General features: G+C 69.0%; 15 protein-coding genes. All 15 read left to right on the top strand.

Annotated elements, in window-relative coordinates:
• Positions 1–3,300 carry a carbamoyl-phosphate synthase large subunit gene (gene carB, locus ITJ67_RS11275; protein ID WP_194677670.1) on the top strand — a complete coding sequence of 1,100 codons (3,300 nt, stop codon included), beginning with the start codon at positions 1–3 and terminating at the stop codon, positions 3,298–3,300.
• Between the two features lie 12 nt (positions 3,301–3,312).
• On the top strand, positions 3,313–4,191 hold the full coding sequence (pyrF, locus tag ITJ67_RS11270) for an orotidine-5'-phosphate decarboxylase (protein WP_160071786.1): 879 nt from the start codon (positions 3,313–3,315) through the stop codon (positions 4,189–4,191).
• Positions 4,188–5,087 (top strand): guanylate kinase, encoded by a 900-nt coding sequence (gmk, locus tag ITJ67_RS11265; RefSeq protein WP_160071785.1) that lies wholly within the window; start codon positions 4,188–4,190, stop codon positions 5,085–5,087. The genes pyrF and gmk overlap by 4 nt, the downstream gene beginning before the upstream one ends.
• Positions 5,084–5,410 carry a DNA-directed RNA polymerase subunit omega gene (rpoZ, locus tag ITJ67_RS11260; RefSeq protein WP_068484449.1) on the top strand — a complete coding sequence of 109 codons (327 nt, stop codon included), beginning with the start codon at positions 5,084–5,086 and terminating at the stop codon, positions 5,408–5,410. Before gmk ends, rpoZ begins: the two co-directional genes overlap by 4 nt.
• 73 nt (positions 5,411–5,483) lie before the next feature.
• A complete protein-coding gene (gene coaBC, locus ITJ67_RS11255; protein WP_194677757.1) occupies positions 5,484–6,701 on the top strand; it encodes a bifunctional phosphopantothenoylcysteine decarboxylase/phosphopantothenate--cysteine ligase CoaBC in 1,218 nt (405 codons plus the stop codon).
• Between the two features lie 53 nt (positions 6,702–6,754).
• Positions 6,755–7,948, top strand: coding sequence for a methionine adenosyltransferase (gene metK, locus ITJ67_RS11250; RefSeq protein ID WP_160071784.1), 1,194 nt, complete (start codon positions 6,755–6,757; stop codon positions 7,946–7,948).
• A gap of 14 nt (positions 7,949–7,962) precedes the next feature.
• Positions 7,963–10,014 carry a primosomal protein N' gene (locus tag ITJ67_RS11245; RefSeq protein ID WP_194677669.1) on the top strand — a complete coding sequence of 684 codons (2,052 nt, stop codon included), beginning with the start codon at positions 7,963–7,965 and terminating at the stop codon, positions 10,012–10,014.
• 47 nt (positions 10,015–10,061) lie between these two features.
• On the top strand, positions 10,062–10,991 hold the full coding sequence (gene fmt, locus ITJ67_RS11240; protein ID WP_194677668.1) for a methionyl-tRNA formyltransferase: 930 nt from the start codon (positions 10,062–10,064) through the stop codon (positions 10,989–10,991).
• Positions 10,992–11,092: 101 nt separating this feature from the next.
• The gene (locus ITJ67_RS11235) at positions 11,093–12,481 is read left to right on the top strand and encodes an RsmB/NOP family class I SAM-dependent RNA methyltransferase (RefSeq protein WP_416362319.1); all 1,389 of its coding nucleotides are present in this window, start codon (positions 11,093–11,095) and stop codon (positions 12,479–12,481) included.
• Between the two features lie 9 nt (positions 12,482–12,490).
• Positions 12,491–13,156: a ribulose-phosphate 3-epimerase gene (gene rpe, locus ITJ67_RS11230; RefSeq protein WP_104241261.1), complete on the top strand. Its 666-nt coding sequence runs from the start codon at positions 12,491–12,493 to the stop codon at positions 13,154–13,156.
• A 24-nt stretch (positions 13,157–13,180) separates the two neighbouring features.
• Positions 13,181–13,444: a phosphoribosyl-ATP diphosphatase gene (locus tag ITJ67_RS11225; protein ID WP_104241260.1), complete on the top strand. Its 264-nt coding sequence runs from the start codon at positions 13,181–13,183 to the stop codon at positions 13,442–13,444.
• A gap of 120 nt (positions 13,445–13,564) precedes the next feature.
• On the top strand, positions 13,565–14,404 hold the full coding sequence (gene hisG / locus ITJ67_RS11220; RefSeq protein ID WP_104306636.1) for an ATP phosphoribosyltransferase: 840 nt from the start codon (positions 13,565–13,567) through the stop codon (positions 14,402–14,404).
• A 5-nt stretch (positions 14,405–14,409) separates the two neighbouring features.
• Positions 14,410–15,213, top strand: coding sequence for an imidazole glycerol phosphate synthase subunit HisF (gene hisF, locus ITJ67_RS11215; protein WP_194677666.1), 804 nt, complete (start codon positions 14,410–14,412; stop codon positions 15,211–15,213).
• Positions 15,210–15,599 carry a phosphoribosyl-AMP cyclohydrolase gene (gene hisI / locus ITJ67_RS11210; RefSeq protein WP_194677665.1) on the top strand — a complete coding sequence of 130 codons (390 nt, stop codon included), beginning with the start codon at positions 15,210–15,212 and terminating at the stop codon, positions 15,597–15,599. The genes hisF and hisI overlap by 4 nt, the downstream gene beginning before the upstream one ends.
• The gene (locus ITJ67_RS11205) at positions 15,586–16,269 is read left to right on the top strand and encodes a Trp biosynthesis-associated membrane protein (RefSeq protein ID WP_160071778.1); all 684 of its coding nucleotides are present in this window, start codon (positions 15,586–15,588) and stop codon (positions 16,267–16,269) included. Before hisI ends, ITJ67_RS11205 begins: the two co-directional genes overlap by 14 nt.
• The last annotated feature ends 11 nt before the right edge of the window (positions 16,270–16,280 follow it).

Raw genomic sequence — 16,280 nt, 5'->3', positions numbered from 1 at the left:
ATGCCAAAGCGCTCAGATATCTCAAGCGTCCTCGTCATCGGCTCCGGCCCCATCGTCATCGGCCAGGCTGCCGAGTTCGACTACTCGGGCACGCAGGCCTGCCGAGTGCTCCGCGAGGAGGGCGTCCGCGTCATCCTCGTGAACTCGAACCCGGCGACGATCATGACCGACCCGGACTTCGCAGACGCCACCTACGTCGAGCCGATCACCCCCGACATCATCGAGTCGATCATCATCAAGGAACGCCCTGATGCGATCCTCCCCACCCTCGGCGGGCAGACCGCGCTCAACGCCGCCATCGCCCTCCACGAGCAGGGCATCCTCGAGCGCCACGGCGTCGAGCTCATCGGCGCCAAGGTCGAGGCCATCCGCCGCGGCGAAGACCGCCAGATCTTCAAGGACCTCGTCATCGAGGCCGGCGCAGAGGTCGCGCGCTCGCACATCGCGACGAGCGTCGAGCAGGCCATCGGCTTCGCCGATGACCTCGGCTACCCGCTCGTCGTGCGGCCGTCCTTCACGATGGGCGGCCTCGGTTCGGGCTTCGCCTACAACGAAGAGGACCTGGTCCGCTTCGTCGCCGACGGAGTCCAGTCGAGCCCGACCGGCGAGGTGCTCCTCGAGGAGTCGATCCTCGGCTGGAAGGAATACGAGCTCGAGCTCATGCGCGACACGGCCGACAACACGGTCGTCGTCTGCTCCATCGAGAACGTCGACCCGGTGGGCGTCCACACGGGAGACTCCATCACGGTTGCGCCGGCTCTCACGCTCACCGACCGCGAGTACCAGCGCCTCCGCGACATCGGCATCGCGATCATCCGCCTCGTCGGCGTCGACACGGGCGGATGCAACATCCAGTTCGCCATCGACCCCTCGAACGGTCGCATCATCGTCATCGAGATGAACCCGCGCGTCTCCCGCTCGTCGGCGCTCGCTTCGAAGGCCACAGGCTTCCCGATCGCGAAGATCGCCGCCAAGCTGGCGATCGGCTACCGACTCGACGAGATCCCCAACGACATCACGAAGGTGACGCCCGCCAGCTTCGAGCCGACGCTCGACTATGTCGTCGTCAAGGTGCCGCGCTTCAACTTCGAGAAGTTCCCGGCCGCCGACACGACGCTGACGACGACCATGAAGTCGGTCGGCGAGGCCATGGCCATCGGCCGCAACTTCTCTACGGCGCTGCAGAAGGCACTGCGGTCGCTGGAGAAGCGAGGGTCCTCCTTCACCTGGGCTGCCGACGAGGCCTCCGTCGAGGAACTGCTCGAGATCATCAAGGTCCCGACCGACGGCCGAATCGTCAACGTCCAGCGCGCGCTCTGGAAGGGTGCGACGCCCGAGCAGGTCTTCGAGTCCACGGCGATCGACCCCTGGTTCATCGACCAGATCGTGCTCATCAACGAGGTGGCCGATCAGATCGCCTCCGCCGACGTCGTCGACGCGCGACTCCTCCGCAACGCCAAGCGACACGGGTTCTCGGACACGCAGATCGCCGAGCTGCGCGGGCTCAGCGAGGACGAGGTCCGCGCCATCCGTCACAACTTCGGCGTGCGCCCGGTCTTCAAGACGGTCGACACGTGCGCCGGGGAGTTCCCCGCGTTCACGCCGTACCACTACTCCAGCTACGACCAGGAGTCAGAGGTCACCCCGAGCGACCGGCGGAAGGTCATCATTCTCGGCTCCGGCCCGAACCGGATCGGCCAGGGCATCGAGTTCGACTACTCGTGTGTGCACGCCTCGTTCGCTCTCTCGGACGCCGGCTTCGAGACCATCATGATCAACTGCAACCCGGAGACGGTCTCGACCGACTACGACACGAGCGACCGGCTCTACTTCGAGCCGCTCACCCTCGAGGACGTGCTGGAGATCGTCGAGGTCGAGCGCGGAGCCGGCGAGCTGCTCGGCGTCGTCGTGCAGCTCGGCGGTCAGACGGCACTCGGCCTCGCGAAGGGCCTCGAAGCCGCTGGCGTGCCGATTCTCGGCACCAGCCCCGCCGCCATCGACCTCGCCGAGGAGCGCGGTCTGTTCTCGGGTGTCCTCGACCGCGCCGGCCTGATCTCCCCGGAGAACGGCACGGCGACCGACCTCGACGGTGCGCTCGATGTCGCCACCGGCATCGGCTACCCGGTCCTCGTCCGCCCGAGCTTCGTGCTCGGTGGCCGAGGCATGGAGATCGTCTACGACGCCGAGCAGATGCGTGACTACTTCTCGCGCATCGAGGGCCAGGCAATCGTCGGGCCCGCCCACCCGCTGCTCGTCGACCGCTTCCTCGACGAGGCGACCGAGATCGACGTCGACGCGCTGTTCGACGGCGACGAGCTGTACATCGGCGGCATCATGGAGCACATCGAGGAGGCGGGCATCCACTCGGGCGACTCGGCCTGCACGCTGCCTCCCGTCACGCTCTCGAGCGCTGTCCTCAACAACGTCCGGGACGCGACACTGGCCATCGCGGAGGGTGTCGGCGTTCGCGGCCTGCTCAACGTCCAGTTCGCCCTCTCCGGAGGAAAGCTCTACGTACTCGAGGCCAACCCGCGTGCATCCCGGACCGTGCCGTTCGTCTCCAAGGCGCTCGGAACCCAGCTCGCCAAGGCCGCCGCGCGCGTCATGACCGGCGTGAGCATCGCGGAGCTCAAGGCGGAAGGTCTCCTGCGTGAGCAGGACGGCACGCACCAGCCTGCGTCGAGTCCCGTCGCGGTGAAGGAGGCAGTGCTGCCGTTCAAGCGCTTCCGCACGAAGGACGGCCGCATCGTCGACTCGCTGCTCTCCCCGGAGATGCGCTCGACCGGCGAGGTCATGGGCATCGACACGGACTTCCCGACCGCGTTCGCGAAGAGCCAGCTCGCGGCCTACGGTGGCCTCCCGAAGTCGGGCACGGTCTTCGTGTCCGTCTCCGACCGCGACAAGCGCGCCATCGTCCTGCCCGTCGCGAAGTTCGTGGAGCTCGGCTTCTCGATCGCCGCCACCGAGGGCACGGCTGCGGTCCTCGCACGCCACGGCATCTCGGCGAAGGTCGTCGGCAAGTTCACCCCGGACTCTCCGGATGGAACGACGCCGGGCCAGGACCGCAACATCGTGGACATGATCCACGGGGGAGAGGTCGACATGGTCATCAACACGCCATCCGGCCGGGCGTCTCGAGCCGATGGCTATGAGATCCGCATGGCTGCGGTCTCCGCCGATCTGCCGATCTTCACGACGATCTCGGAGCTCTCTGCCGCCGTCGGTTCCCTCTCTGCTCTCCGCAGCGGGTTCACCGTCACGAGCCTGCAGGAGTACAACACCCAGAGGGGGGAAAGCTAGTTGACTGCAGCGATGGCGTCGCGTGCTGGAGTGGGCGGGTTCGGCCCCCGACTCCAGCACGCCCTGGAGGAGCGGGGCCGGCTCTGCGTCGGCATCGATCCGCATGAGTTCCTGCTCACCTCGTGGGGGCTGCCCGACACCGCGACCGGAGCCGAGGAGTTCGGCCTTCGCGTCATCGAGGCAGCAGCCGGGCGCGTCGGCGTCGTCAAACCGCAGATCGCCTTCTTCGAGCGCTTCGGCTCGGCTGGCTTCGCCGCGCTCGAGACAGTCTTCGCTGCGGCTCGGGACGCGGACCTGCTCGTGATCGCCGACGTCAAGCGCGGCGACGTCGGCACGACCCTCGAGGCCTATGCGAAAGCGTGGCTCGAAGCGGGGTCTCCGCTTGAGGCCGACGCCATGACGGTGAACCCCTACCAGGGCTTCGACTCGCTCGCCGCGGCGCTCGAGCTCGCCGAGCGGCTCGGGAAGGGACTGTTCGTGCTCGCTGCGACGTCGAACCCCGAGTCGACCTCGATCCAGACGGCTCGACGTGATCGCGGGACGCAGCGCGGCGAGACGGTCGCGGGAGGCATCGCCAATCGTGCGGTCGCCTGGAACACGCAGCACGCGAGCGGCGACTTCGGTTCGATCGGGGTCGTCCTCGGCGGCACCGTCGACTTCGACGCCCTCGGCGTCGACCTTCCCGCCCTCGGCGGCGCACCCCGCACCCCGATCCTCGCTCCGGGCTTCGGCCACCAGGGGGCTGAGTTCGCGCAGATCAGAAGCACGTTCGGTGCAGCCACCGAATCGCTCATCGTGAACGTCTCCCGGAGCGTCCTGGCCGCAGGACCCAACGGCATCGCCGACGCCATCGACCAGCAGACCGCAGAGCTGGAGAACGCCCTCTCATGACCCAGGTGCCACCCCCCGTCGACCGCATCGCAGCCTCCAGGGCTGCGGTCCTCGCCCGCCAGGCCCGAGCCGAGGTCAAGCGAGCGCTCGCGACCGGCGCTCGCAGCCCCATCTCGGTGCTCGATGCGAGCCAGTCCCCGGAACACGCAGCCGAGCACTCGCTGCGCGTGACCCAGTTCCTCCTGAGCATCCCGCACATCGGAGCCACCAAGCAGGCCCGCATCCTCGAGGAGCTGGCCATCTCCCCGTCCAAGCGCCTCGGTGGGCTCGGACGCAACCAGCGCATCCGCCTCCGCGCCTTCCTGGAGGAACGACTCGGTGCGCAGAGCACCGGGAATCGCCTCGTCGTCCTGGCTGGCCCCACGGCAGTCGGCAAGGGCACGGTCGCCAACTACATCCGCGAGCACTACCCCGAAGTGGAGCTCTCCGTCTCCGCCACGACGCGCTCACCCCGGCCCGGCGAGGTCGACGGGGTCAACTACCACTTCACCGACGACGCCGGCTTCGACCGGCTCGTCGACCAGGAGCAGCTGCTCGAGTACGCGACCGTCCACAACGCCTTCAGGTACGGCACCCCGCGCGGACCAATCGATGAAGCCATCTCCTCCGGCCGATCCGTCCTGCTGGAAATCGACATTCAGGGCGCCAGACAGGTCAGATCGCGCATGCCTGAGGCTAGACTGGTATTTTTGTTGCCTCCGAGCTGGGACGAGCTTGTGCGGCGCCTCGTGGGGCGCGGCACAGAATCACCCGAAGAACAGGCTCGGCGCCTCGAAACCGCGAAGATCGAACTCGCCGCCCAGGACGAGTTCGATGCACTGGTCGTCAACGACTCCGTGCCTGAGGCTGCGGCACGCGTAGTCGAACATCTGGGACTGAACAAGGAGCACGCATGATTGAGAAGCCCAAGGGCATCATTGACCCGCCCATGGACGAGCTGCTGCAGCGCGTCGACAACAAGTACCAGCTGGTCATCTTCGCATCGCGTCGCGCGCGTCAGATCAACGACTACTACTCCGATCTGCACGACGGTGCGATCTACCAGAACGTCGGCCCGCTGATCGACTCCTCGATCGACGACAAGCCGCTCTCGATCGCGTTGCACGAGATCAACGAGCAGAAGATCGTCATGGTCGAGGCGCGTCCGCTCGAGACGCCGGACGACGTCATCGTCTTCGACGACGAGATCAACTTCGAAGACGACGCACCGCAGGCATAGCACGACCGTGAGCGAGATCGCTGGCGCGCATCCGGCTGCCGCCCCCCAGACCGATGCGTCTGACGGGCAGCCGATGCGCGTCGTCATCGGCGTGACGGGCGGTATCGCCGCCTACAAGGCGGTCCAGGTCATCCGCGATCTCGTTCTTCTCGGACATCACGTCGACGTCGTGCCCACTGAGTCCGCGCTGCGGTTCGTGGGGCGTCCGACGTTCGAGGCCATCTCACGCAACCCCGTTCGAACCGACGTCTTCGATGACGTCGCTGAGGTTCGGCACGTCGCGCTCGGCCAGCAGGCTGATGTCATCGCCGTCGTGCCGACGACCGCGAACTCCATGGCGAAGATCGCCGCAGGCCTCTCGGACGACCTGCTCGGCACGACGATCCTGGCGTCGACGGCTCCGCTGATCCTCGCACCAGCCATGCACACGGAGATGTGGCTCAACCCGGCGACGCAGGCCAACGCGGCGCGTCTCGACGCGCGCGGAGTGGTGCTCGTCGGTCCGGCCGACGGCCAGCTGACCGGCAGCGACTCCGGACCAGGTCGCCTGGCGGAGCCCTCCGAGATCGTTGCGACGATCCTGAGCGCCGGACGCGGCGAACGCCGACGCCGCCGCGACGCGGAACTGTTGAGCGACCTCCGCGGGAGGCGCGTCCTCATCACAGCGGGAGGCACCCGCGAGCCGCTCGACCCTGTGCGGTTCATCGGCAACCGATCGAGCGGCAGGCAGGGCTTCGCGCTCGCCGAGCGTGCCCTCGCGCGTGGAGCTGAGGTCACCCTGGTCGCGGCCAACGCGGAGGTCCGGCCACCCGACGGGGTCAAGCTCGTCACCGTCTCGAGCGCGCAGCAGCTCGCGCAGGCCTGCGCCGAGATCGCCCCACGTCACGATGTCGTCATCATGGCCGCGGCGGTCGCGGACTACCGTCCGGTGACCGTTGCCGAGGGCAAGATCAAGAAGGAGCAGGCGGGCGAAGAGCTGACACTCACCTTCACCCGCAATCCCGACATCCTGCAGGATCTGTCCGCGTCACGTGGTGCCGATCAGGTCATCATCGGCTTCGCGGCCGAGACCGAGTCCGACGATGCTGCGCTCCTCGAGCTCGGTCGGGCCAAGATCGCGAGGAAGGGATGCGACTACCTCGTCGTCAACAGGGTCGGCTGGAGCCTCGGCTTCCAGTCGGACGACAACTCCGTCTTCATCCTCGCGGCGTCTGGCGACGTTGTCTCGCGTCACACTGGCGACAAGATGTCGGTGGCCGATGTCATCCTGGATCTGCTCGCCAACGTCTAGTCACGCCGGCGTCGCCAACCAGCAGCCGCAACACTCACCGCAAGGGGTTCTTCTTGTCTTCTCTTCGCCTGTTCACCTCTGAGTCGGTCACCGAGGGTCACCCCGACAAGATCTGCGACCAGATCTCCGACCGCATCCTCGACGACCTCCTGACACAGGACCCGGCGTCCCGCGTCGCCGTCGAGACGCTCGTGACGACGGGCCAGGTGCACGTCGCCGGTGAGGTCACGACCAAGGCCTACTCCGACATCGCCGGCATCGTCAGGCGCACCATCAGCGAGATCGGCTACACGTCGAGCGACGTCGGCTTCGACGGCTCCTCGTGCGGTGTCTCGATCTCGGTCGGAGAGCAGTCTCCCGAGATCGGCGAGGGCGTCACGACCTCGCTGGAGCACCGCTCCGAGAGTTCGGAAGACGCGATCGCCAAGCAGGGTGCGGGAGACCAGGGCATCATGTTCGGCTACGCGACCCGGGAGACCGAAGCCCTCATGCCATTGCCGATCCACCTCGCGCACCAGCTCGCGCAGCAGCTCGCGGCCGTCCGGAAGTCCGGCGAGGTCGCCTACCTGCGCCCAGACGGCAAGACGCAGGTCACCGTCGGCTACGAGGGGAGCGTGCCCCGTTCCATCGAGACCGTCGTGGTCTCCACGCAGCACGACCCTGGCCTCGAGCAGGCGCAGATCCGCGAAGACGTCATCAGGCACGTCGTCCGCCCGGTGCTGGAGCGCAACGGGTTCGCGGATGCCGAGCCCACCTTCCTCGTCAACCCGTCCGGCAGCTTCATCGACGGAGGGCCCCGCGCCGATGCGGGCCTGACCGGACGCAAGATCATCGTCGACACGTACGGCGGCATGGCGCGCCACGGTGGCGGCGCCTTCAGCGGCAAGGACCCCTCGAAGGTCGACCGCTCGGCCGCGTACGCCATGCGTTGGGTGGCGAAGAACGCTGTCGCGGCGGGGCTCGCCGATCGCCTCGAAGTGCAGATCGCGTATGCCATCGGCAAGGCTGAGCCGGTTGGCCTCTACGTCGAGAGCTTCGGCACCGGCAGGGTGGCGGACGCCACGATCATCGAGGCGATTCTCTCGACGTTCGATCTCCGCCCAGGTGCGCTCGTCGAGGACCTCGACCTGCGTCGCCCGATCTACGCCCAGACCTCCGCCTACGGCCACTTCGGTCGTGAGCTGCCCGACTTCACGTGGGAGCGCACCGACCGGGCCGAGGAGCTCCGCCGAGCCGCTGGCCTCTGATCGCAGAGCCAGCTGTGGACGACACCCTGCCGAGGGTCGCGCGCGTCGTCGTCGCCTCCCCGCTTCCGCAGCTCGACCGGGAGCTCGAGTACGAGATCCCCGTCGAGCTGCGCGGGAGCATCGGCGTCGGAATGAGGGTTGCGGTTCCGCTTCGCACGTCGAACCGCCAGTTGCAGGGGTTCGTCGTGGCCGTCGAGCGAGTCGCTGAGTACACGGGCAAGCTCGCGCCGATCATCGAGCTCGTCTCGACGGCCAGGGTGCTCACGCCCGAGATCGCTGGCCTCGCCCGGGCCGTCGCCGACCGGCAGGCCGGATGCGCGGCGGACGTGCTGCGCCTCGCCATCCCGGCGAGGTCCGTGCGCGTCGAGCAGCGGTGGCTGGAGGCACGCGCCCAGGCAGCTCCAGCGACGGCGGAATCTCCTGGCGGCGAGGACGCGCCGTCGAGCGATGCCGACGAGCCCGCGTCCACAGCGGACGAGGTCCACGATGCCCCGGAAGCGACGCTCGTTCCCATGTATGGGGCAGAGGCAGCCGAGCTCCTCGGGCGGGGCCCAGCGGCGCGGTTCGCGGTCGACGCCCCGGTCGGCGTCGACGCGGGAGTTCCCCGCTCGCTCCTCGCCCTTGCAGCGATCTCAGCGGTTCGCGTCGCCGCCGGGCAGTCCGTCATCCTCGCGGTCCCCGACTACCGAGACGTCGAGCTGGCCCTCCGCGCGCTCAACAGGTTCCTCGATGCCGGTCAGGTCCGCCGACTCGACACCCGCGCCAAGCCCGCCGACCGCTACGCGGCGTTCCTCGCCTGCCTCGACCAGACACCGGGTGTCGTCGTGGGCACGAGGAGCGTCATCTACGCTCCTGCCTCGAACCTCGGCGCCTTGCTCGTCTGGGACGACGGCGACGAGAGCTTCACGGAGCAGCTCGCTCCCTACGCCAGCACCCGTGACGTCGCCCTGCTCCGCGCTGAACGCGAGTCGCTCACGCTCATCTTCGCGGCGCACACCCCGAGCCTGGAGGTCGCCCGCCTCGTGGGCATGCGGTGGCTCACTCCGGTGCCCCTCGCGCGACCGGAGGCTCCCAAGGTCATCTCGGGCAGCCAGGCACTCGCCGAGGAGACCCCGGCGGCGCACGCGCGCATCCCCGCGCTCGCCTGGCAGGAGGCGAGGCGCGCGCTCGAGCACGGGCCGGTGCTGCTCCAGGTCGTGCGTGCCGGCTACATCCCGAGCCTCAGCTGCGCCAGGTGTCGCACGCCAGCTCGCTGCACGGTCTGCGGCGGAGCCCTCGAGTACTCGCGCCCGGGAGCGCCCCCTTCCTGCAGGGTGTGCGACGCCCTCCATCCCGAGTGGCAGTGTCCCGAGTGCGACGACCGGCGCCTCCGGAACACGTCACTCGGCGCGGAGCGGACCGCAGAGGAGCTCGGACGCGCCTTCCCCGGCACTCGTGTCGTCGTGGCCGATGGAGCCTCAGAGACCGTGACGATCGACGACCGCCCCTGTCTCGTCGTGGCAACGCGCGGCGCCGAGCCGGTTCCGAGCTCCGGCTACGCCGGCATCGTCCTGCTCGACACGGAGCGCTCGCTCGCTCAGGAGCGCCTCGATGCTGGCGTCGACGCGCTCCGCGGATGGTCGAACGCCGCGGCGCTGGCGTCGGGCGGCGCCAAGGTCGTCATCGTCGGAGCCGACAATCCGGCAGCGCACGCGCTCCGCACCTGGCAGCAGCCGGCCTTCTCGACGCGCGAGCTCGAGGAGCGGCGCGATCTCCACTTCCCACCGGCGATTCGCGTCGCCGCCATCTCCGGGAGCGACGAGGAAGTCCGCCACGCCATTGCGACCGTCGAGGCCTCCGCCGAGCTCAAGCAGGCTGGGGCCATGCAGATCCTCGGACCGACGCCCCAGGAGGTCGGAAGCCGAGCAGTTCTCAAGTTCAGCTACTCGCTCGGCGCCCCGCTGGCGAAGCTGCTGAAGAGCGAGCTCGTCCGAGCGGCAACTAGCCGGCGCCCGCGCGTCGCGGGTCGCGGCGGCGGGCACGCCTCGACCCTGCGCGTACGATTTGACCCGCCGGGCATCTTCTGACCCGCGCTCCAGCACCACACTCGCACCAACCTCGAGAGGCACCAGCTATGCGGCTCGTCTTCGCCGGCACCCCATCCACCGCCGTCCCCAGCCTTGAGGCGCTGGTGGACGACGGTCACGAGATCGCGGCGGTCCTCACTCGCGACGATGCCAAGGTGGGTCGCTCGAGGGCGCTCACGCCATCCCCGGTGGCGGCCCGCGCGGCGGAGCTCGGCCTTCGGGTGATCAAGAGCAACCGCATGTCCCCGGACGTGACCGCTGAGCTCGCGAGCCTCGACGCCGAGCTCGGCGTCATCGTCGCCTACGGGGCGCTCATCGACGCCGCGACGCTCGATGCGCCCGAGCGCGGCTGGATCAACCTGCACTTCTCGTTGCTCCCCGACCTGCGCGGCGCCGCCCCGGCCCAGCGTGCCGTCATGCGTGGCGACTCGTCGACGGGTATGACCATCTTCCAGCTGACGGTCGGCCTCGACGAGGGGCCGGTCTTCGCGACCCAGGCTTCGCCGATCGGCGAGACCGAGACCTCGGGGGAGCTCCTCGAGCGCCTCGCGGGGGAGGGAGCGGCCTTCCTCGCGGAGACGGTGCAGGGGATCAGCGAAGACGCGCTAAGCGCCAAGCCGCAGGTCGGCGAACCCACCACCGCGGCGAAGCTGCGGAAGCAGGATTCCGCAGTCGACTGGGCGGCTCCGCTCGTGAGCGTGGACGCGCACATCCGCGGCGTGACTCCAGAACCGGGCGCGGTCGCGCACGTCGACGGACAGCCATTGCGCATCCTGCGCACCTCACGCCCGAGCGAGGCGATAGACGCGCCGCCGCTTGCACCGGGGCAGCTCGCCGTCGTCGGCCAGGACGTCCTCGTGGGCACGGGCACGCAGCCCCTGCAGCTCCTCACCGTCCAGCCCGCCGGGAAGAAGCCGATGCCAGCGCGAGATTGGCTCCGCGGCAGGCGCGATGCCGAGACGCTGGTGCTCGCATGAGCCCGGCGGGTGCAGGAGGACGTCGCGGGAACCGCCCCTTCGAAGGCAGGCGACGCCCTGACCAGCCGACAGCCGGTCGCTCCGTCACGCGCTCACGCCAGGTGGCGTTCGAGGTTCTCAGAGCGGTCGACGAAGACGACGCCTACGCAAACCTCCTGCTTCCGCACCGGATCTCGGCGGCACGGCTCTCCCCGTCGGATGCGGGCCTTGCGACCGAGCTGACCTACGGGACGCTTCGTCGTCGAGGCACGTACGACGCGATCATCGCCGAGGCGTCCGGACGCGACGTCCGCGACATCGACCCGCCGATCCTCGATGTCCTTCGGCTGGGCGCGCACCAGCTGCTGAGCATGCGCACGCCGAGTCACGCTGCGGTCAACGAGTCGGTCGAGCAGGCCGCCCGCATCGCGTCCAGAGGCGCTTCCGGGTTCGTCAACGCCATCCTTCGGAAGATCTCGCGCACCGGACTCGACGAATGGCTCGACGAGATCACGACGGGGCAGAGCGAGGAGCGGACTCTCGCGGTCCGGCAGTCGCATCCGGACTGGATCGTGCGCGCACTGCGCGACTCGCTCGCCGCGGAAGAGCGCGGCGACGAGCTCGCCGCGACACTCGCCGCTGACAATGAGTCGCCAGCCGTCAGCATCGTGTCCCTCCCCGGCTTCGACACGCCCGGCGAGCTCATCGAGACGAACGCCGACCTCCTCGCGCCAGGCCGAGTCTCGCCTCGCGGGTTGACGCTCGCCTCGGGCGACCCGTCCTGGGTCCCTCAGGTCAAGGCGGGCAGGGCACGCGTCCAGGACGAGGGCTCGCAGCTCGTCACGCTCGCGCTGCTCGAGGCGGCGCCGGTCCTCGCCGGCGAGCGCTGGCTCGACATGTGCGCCGGCCCCGGGGGCAAAGCTGCCCTGCTCGCTGCCAGCGCCACCGAGCTCGGTGCCAAGCTCACCGCCAACGAGCTCGTGCCGGCTCGCGCCGGGCTCGTCCGCACGGCGCTCGCCCCGCTCGCGGCTCCCGTCTCCGTCACCAACGAGGACGGACGCTCATTCGCCGAGAGCCACCCTGGCGAGTTCGATCGTGTCCTCCTCGACGCCCCCTGCACGGGCCTCGGCGCACTGCGCCGCAGGCCGGAGGCACGCTGGCGGAAGCAGAGCAGCGACGTGAGCGAGCTCGTCCAACTGCAGGAGCAACTGCTCGAGGCGGCGCTCGCCACCGTGAAGCCAGGCGGCATCGTGGCTTACGTCACCTGCTCGCCCCACCAGGCAGAGACGACCGGTGTCGTGCGCCGCGCGGTTCGGCTGTCGGGCGCTGAGGTGCTGGATGCGGCCGCGATCATGAACCGTGCCTCGACGACCGGTGAACTGGACCTCGGCGAACGTCCCCTCGGCGACGGCACGCTCGTGCAGCTCTGGCCCCACCGCCACGGCACCGACGCCATGTTCCTCGCTCTCCTGCGCCGAGCACCAGCTCAGCAGGAGACCCCGACCCCGTAGGATCGCCCCGTGAACGCGCGCATCAACCCCAGCATCCTGGCCGCCGACTTCGCCAACTTCGAGAGAGATCTCGGCCGCATCGCCTCAGCCGATGCGGCGCACGTCGACGTCATGGACAACCACTTCGTGCCGAACCTCACGTTCGGCCAGCCGATGGTGGAGCGTCTGCAGGAGATCAGCCCCGTGCCGCTCGACCTGCACCTCATGATCGAGGACCCGGACCGCTGGGCTCCCCAGTTCGCGGAGATGGGCGTGTTCTCGGTGACCTTCCACGCGGAGGCCGCGACGAGTCCCGTGACCCTCGCCAAGCGGTTGAAGGAGCGAGGCGCGCGCGCTGGCATCGCCATCAACCCGGCGACGCCCCTCAGCGCCGTCGAGGAGATCCTGCCCCACTTCGACCAGCTGCTCATCATGACCGTCGAGCCCGGCTTCGGCGGTCAGTCCTTCATGGCGGACATGATGCCGAAGCTGGCGAGGGCCGACAGACTCAGGAAGTCGCACGGCCTCGAGACCTGGCTCCAGGTCGACGGTGGGATCTCGCTCGACACGATCGAGCTCGCGGCAGCGAACGGCGCCGATACCTTCGTCGCCGGATCGGCCGTGTTCCGCGGTGATCCCGGTGAGCAGATCGCGGCGCTGCGCGCCGCTGCAGCGGATGCCCGGCACGCGCACTAGGCGCCAAGCGACTACGCTGTGCCTGTGAAATCCTTCGACACGCTGTTCGCAGAGCTCTCCGAGAAGATCGCCTCCCGACCAGAGGGTTCAGGCACGGTCCGAGAGTTCGACGCGGGCGTGCATACGATCGGGAAGAAGATCGTCGAGGAGGCCGCTGAGGTCTGGATGGCCGCCGAGTACGAGAGCGACGAGGAGACGGCTGAGGAGATCTCGCAGCTGCTCTACCATCTGCAGGTCCTCATGCTCGCCAAGGGCCTCACGCTCGACGACGTCTACCGCAACCTCTAGCAGGCACGAGCTCGGCGCCGTCGAACGGCCCGCGCGACACGTGCGCCGACGCCGGTGAGGTCACCAGGCAGCGCGCACCCATCCCGATTCATGACTCCCAGAACCAAGGACGTTCCAACAATGCTTCGCATCGCCGTGCCAAACAAGGGCATGCTCGCCGAGACGGCCAACGAAATGCTGCAGGAGGCCGGCTACCGCGGCCGTGGCGACAGCCGTGAGCTCGTCGCCATCGACCCGATCAACGATGTCGAGTTCTTCTACCTTCGGCCTCGTGACATCGCGACCTACGTGGGCTCGGGTGTCCTCGACGCTGGCATCACGGGCCGCGACTTCCTCTTGAACACCGAGTCGGCCGCCAAGGAGGTCCGTGCGCTGGACTTCGGCGACTCCACCTTCCGATTCGCGGGCCCCGCCGGCGAATTCACCGATGTCAGCCAGTTGCAGGGCAAGCGGGTGGCGACGAGCTACACGGGCCTGCTCGGCTCCTGGTTCGCCCGGGCGGGCATCGAGGCTGAGCTGGTGCCCCTGGAGGGGGCGGTCGAGTCGGCCATCCGGCTTGGCGTCGCGGATGCCGTCGCCGACGTCGTCTCAACGGGCGGCACGCTGCGCAAGGCGGGCCTCGAGGTCTTCGGGCCGGTCATCCTCGAATCCACGGCGGTCCTCATCTCGACGCCGGAGAAGGAGCACGCTGCGCGTCGCCTCCTCGGTCGACTCGACGGCGTGCTCGTCGCGCGACGCTACGCGATCATGGACTACGACATCGAATCGTCGAAACTCGACGCGGCTCTGGCGATCACGCCTGGCTTCCAGTCGCCGACGATCTCGCCGCTGCGCGACTCGGACTGGGTCGCGGTGCGCTCCATGGTGCCGCAGAACGAGCTCAACCAGGTCATGGACCAGCTCCAGGACGCGGGGGCCAAGGCCATCATCGTGACGGCGCTGCAAGCCGTCCGGGTGTGATGACGATGACCGTCTCCTCATCCGCCCAGAAGTCCACGGGGCTCGCAACGCGCGTCATCCCCTGCCTGGACGTGGCCGAGGGGCGCGTCGTCAAGGGGGTCAACTTCCTGGATCTCCAGGATGCGGGCGACCCCGTCGAGCTCGCGGCGCTCTACGCCGAGCAGGGTGCGGACGAGCTCACCTTCCTCGACGTGACCGCCTCGAATGAGGGGCGAGGGACCACCTACGACCTCGTCACACGGACGGCGGAGCAGGTCTTCATCCCGCTCACCGTCGGCGGTGGGGTGCGCAGCGTCGAGGATGTTCGCGTGCTGCTCGCGTGCGGCGCCGACAAGGTCGGCGTCAACTCCGCGGCTATCGCGCGGCCGGCGCTCCTCGACGAGATCTCGTCGACGTTCGGCAAGCAGGTCCTCGTCCTCTCGCTCGATGTGAAGCGTTCGCCATCGACGGAGTCCGGGTTCGTCGTGACGTCCCACGGTGGGCGCACGGACACCGGGATCGACGCGCTCAGCTGGGCCCGCGAGGCCATCGAGCGCGGCGCGGGGGAGCTTCTCGTCAACTCCATGGACGCTGATGGCACGAAGGCCGGCTTCGATCTGGAGCTGACCCGCCTGGTCCGCGAGCTGGCGACGGTCCCCGTCATCGCGTCCGGCGGAGCTGGTGCGCTCGAGCACTTCGCGCCCGCCGTCGAGGCTGGCGCGGACGCGGTGCTGGCTGCGAGCGTCTTCCACCACCGGCAGTTCACGATCGGCCAGGTGAAGGATTCTCTGGCCGAAGCAGGAATCACCGTCAGGCGGAGCGTCCGATGACGGCCTCCACTTTCCCTGTCTCCGCGCTGCAGATCGACGAGATCCTCTCGCGGGTCTCGTTCGACGACCGCGGCCTGGTTCCGGCGGTCGTGACGCAGCACGACACCCGCGAGGTGCTCATGCTCGCCTGGCTGAACGCGGAGTCGCTGCGGATGACCCTGACCGAGGGGCGCGTCGTCTACTGGTCGCGCTCTCGTTCGGAGCTGTGGCGCAAGGGCGACACCTCCGGCAACACGCAGCGCCTCGTGAGCTTCGCGCTCGACTGCGATGCAGACACGATCCTCCTCGGCGTCGACCAGCACGGCCCCGCCTGCCACACCGGTACCCGAACCTGCTTCGACGGCGACGACCTCGCGCTCGAGTTCCCGGCCCATGACGTCGCCTGACGCTGCGGGCAAGCGCGGCAAGCGCGCCACGCTCCTGGCGATCGTCGTCGGCGCGGGTCTGGCGATCCTCGCCTGGTCGCAGGTGTGGTTCTCGTTCGAGCTGTCCCTCGGGGCGCAGACATTCGCGGGCGAGGTCCGCGGAGACGTCGCGGCCCCCGCTGTCATGGCGCTCGCACTGGCGGCCCTCGCAGTCCTCGCGGCGCTGGCCCTCGCAGGAGTCGTGTTCAGGTTCGTGCTCGGCGGGCTGCTCACGCTCGTCGGCGCGGTCCTGGTGCTGCAGGCCTTCATCGCGGTCGGCAACCCGGCCCCGGCCATCGCACCTGAGGTGACGGCGGCGTCGGGACTCGCGGGCGAGCAGACGATCGCGGATGCGGTCGCCGCCGGAGCGGTCTCTGTCGCCTTCTGGCCATGGCTGGCCGTCGTCGCCGGCGCCGTCCTCGCCTTCGCCGGCGTGCTCACCATCGTCACGGCCCGCCGATGGCCGACGAGTGGACGGCGCTTCTCGACGACTTCACTGGAAGCCGCCGACGAGATGCCCGAGAATGGACAGCCGACGGGTGCCGTTCACGCGGATGCCCCGACGGACAGCGATCAACGTGTCGAGCAATGGGATGCGCTGAGCCACGGCGACGACCCCACCGACGCGGGTGGCTCGCGAGCATCCAGCTAGACTTATCCCAG

Origin of the sequence: Pseudoclavibacter sp. VKM Ac-2867 (genome assembly GCF_015351275.1) — a bacterium.
Classification (GTDB): domain Bacteria; phylum Actinomycetota; class Actinomycetes; order Actinomycetales; family Microbacteriaceae; genus Pseudoclavibacter.
This window is presented reverse-complemented; position numbering and strand designations above follow the sequence as displayed.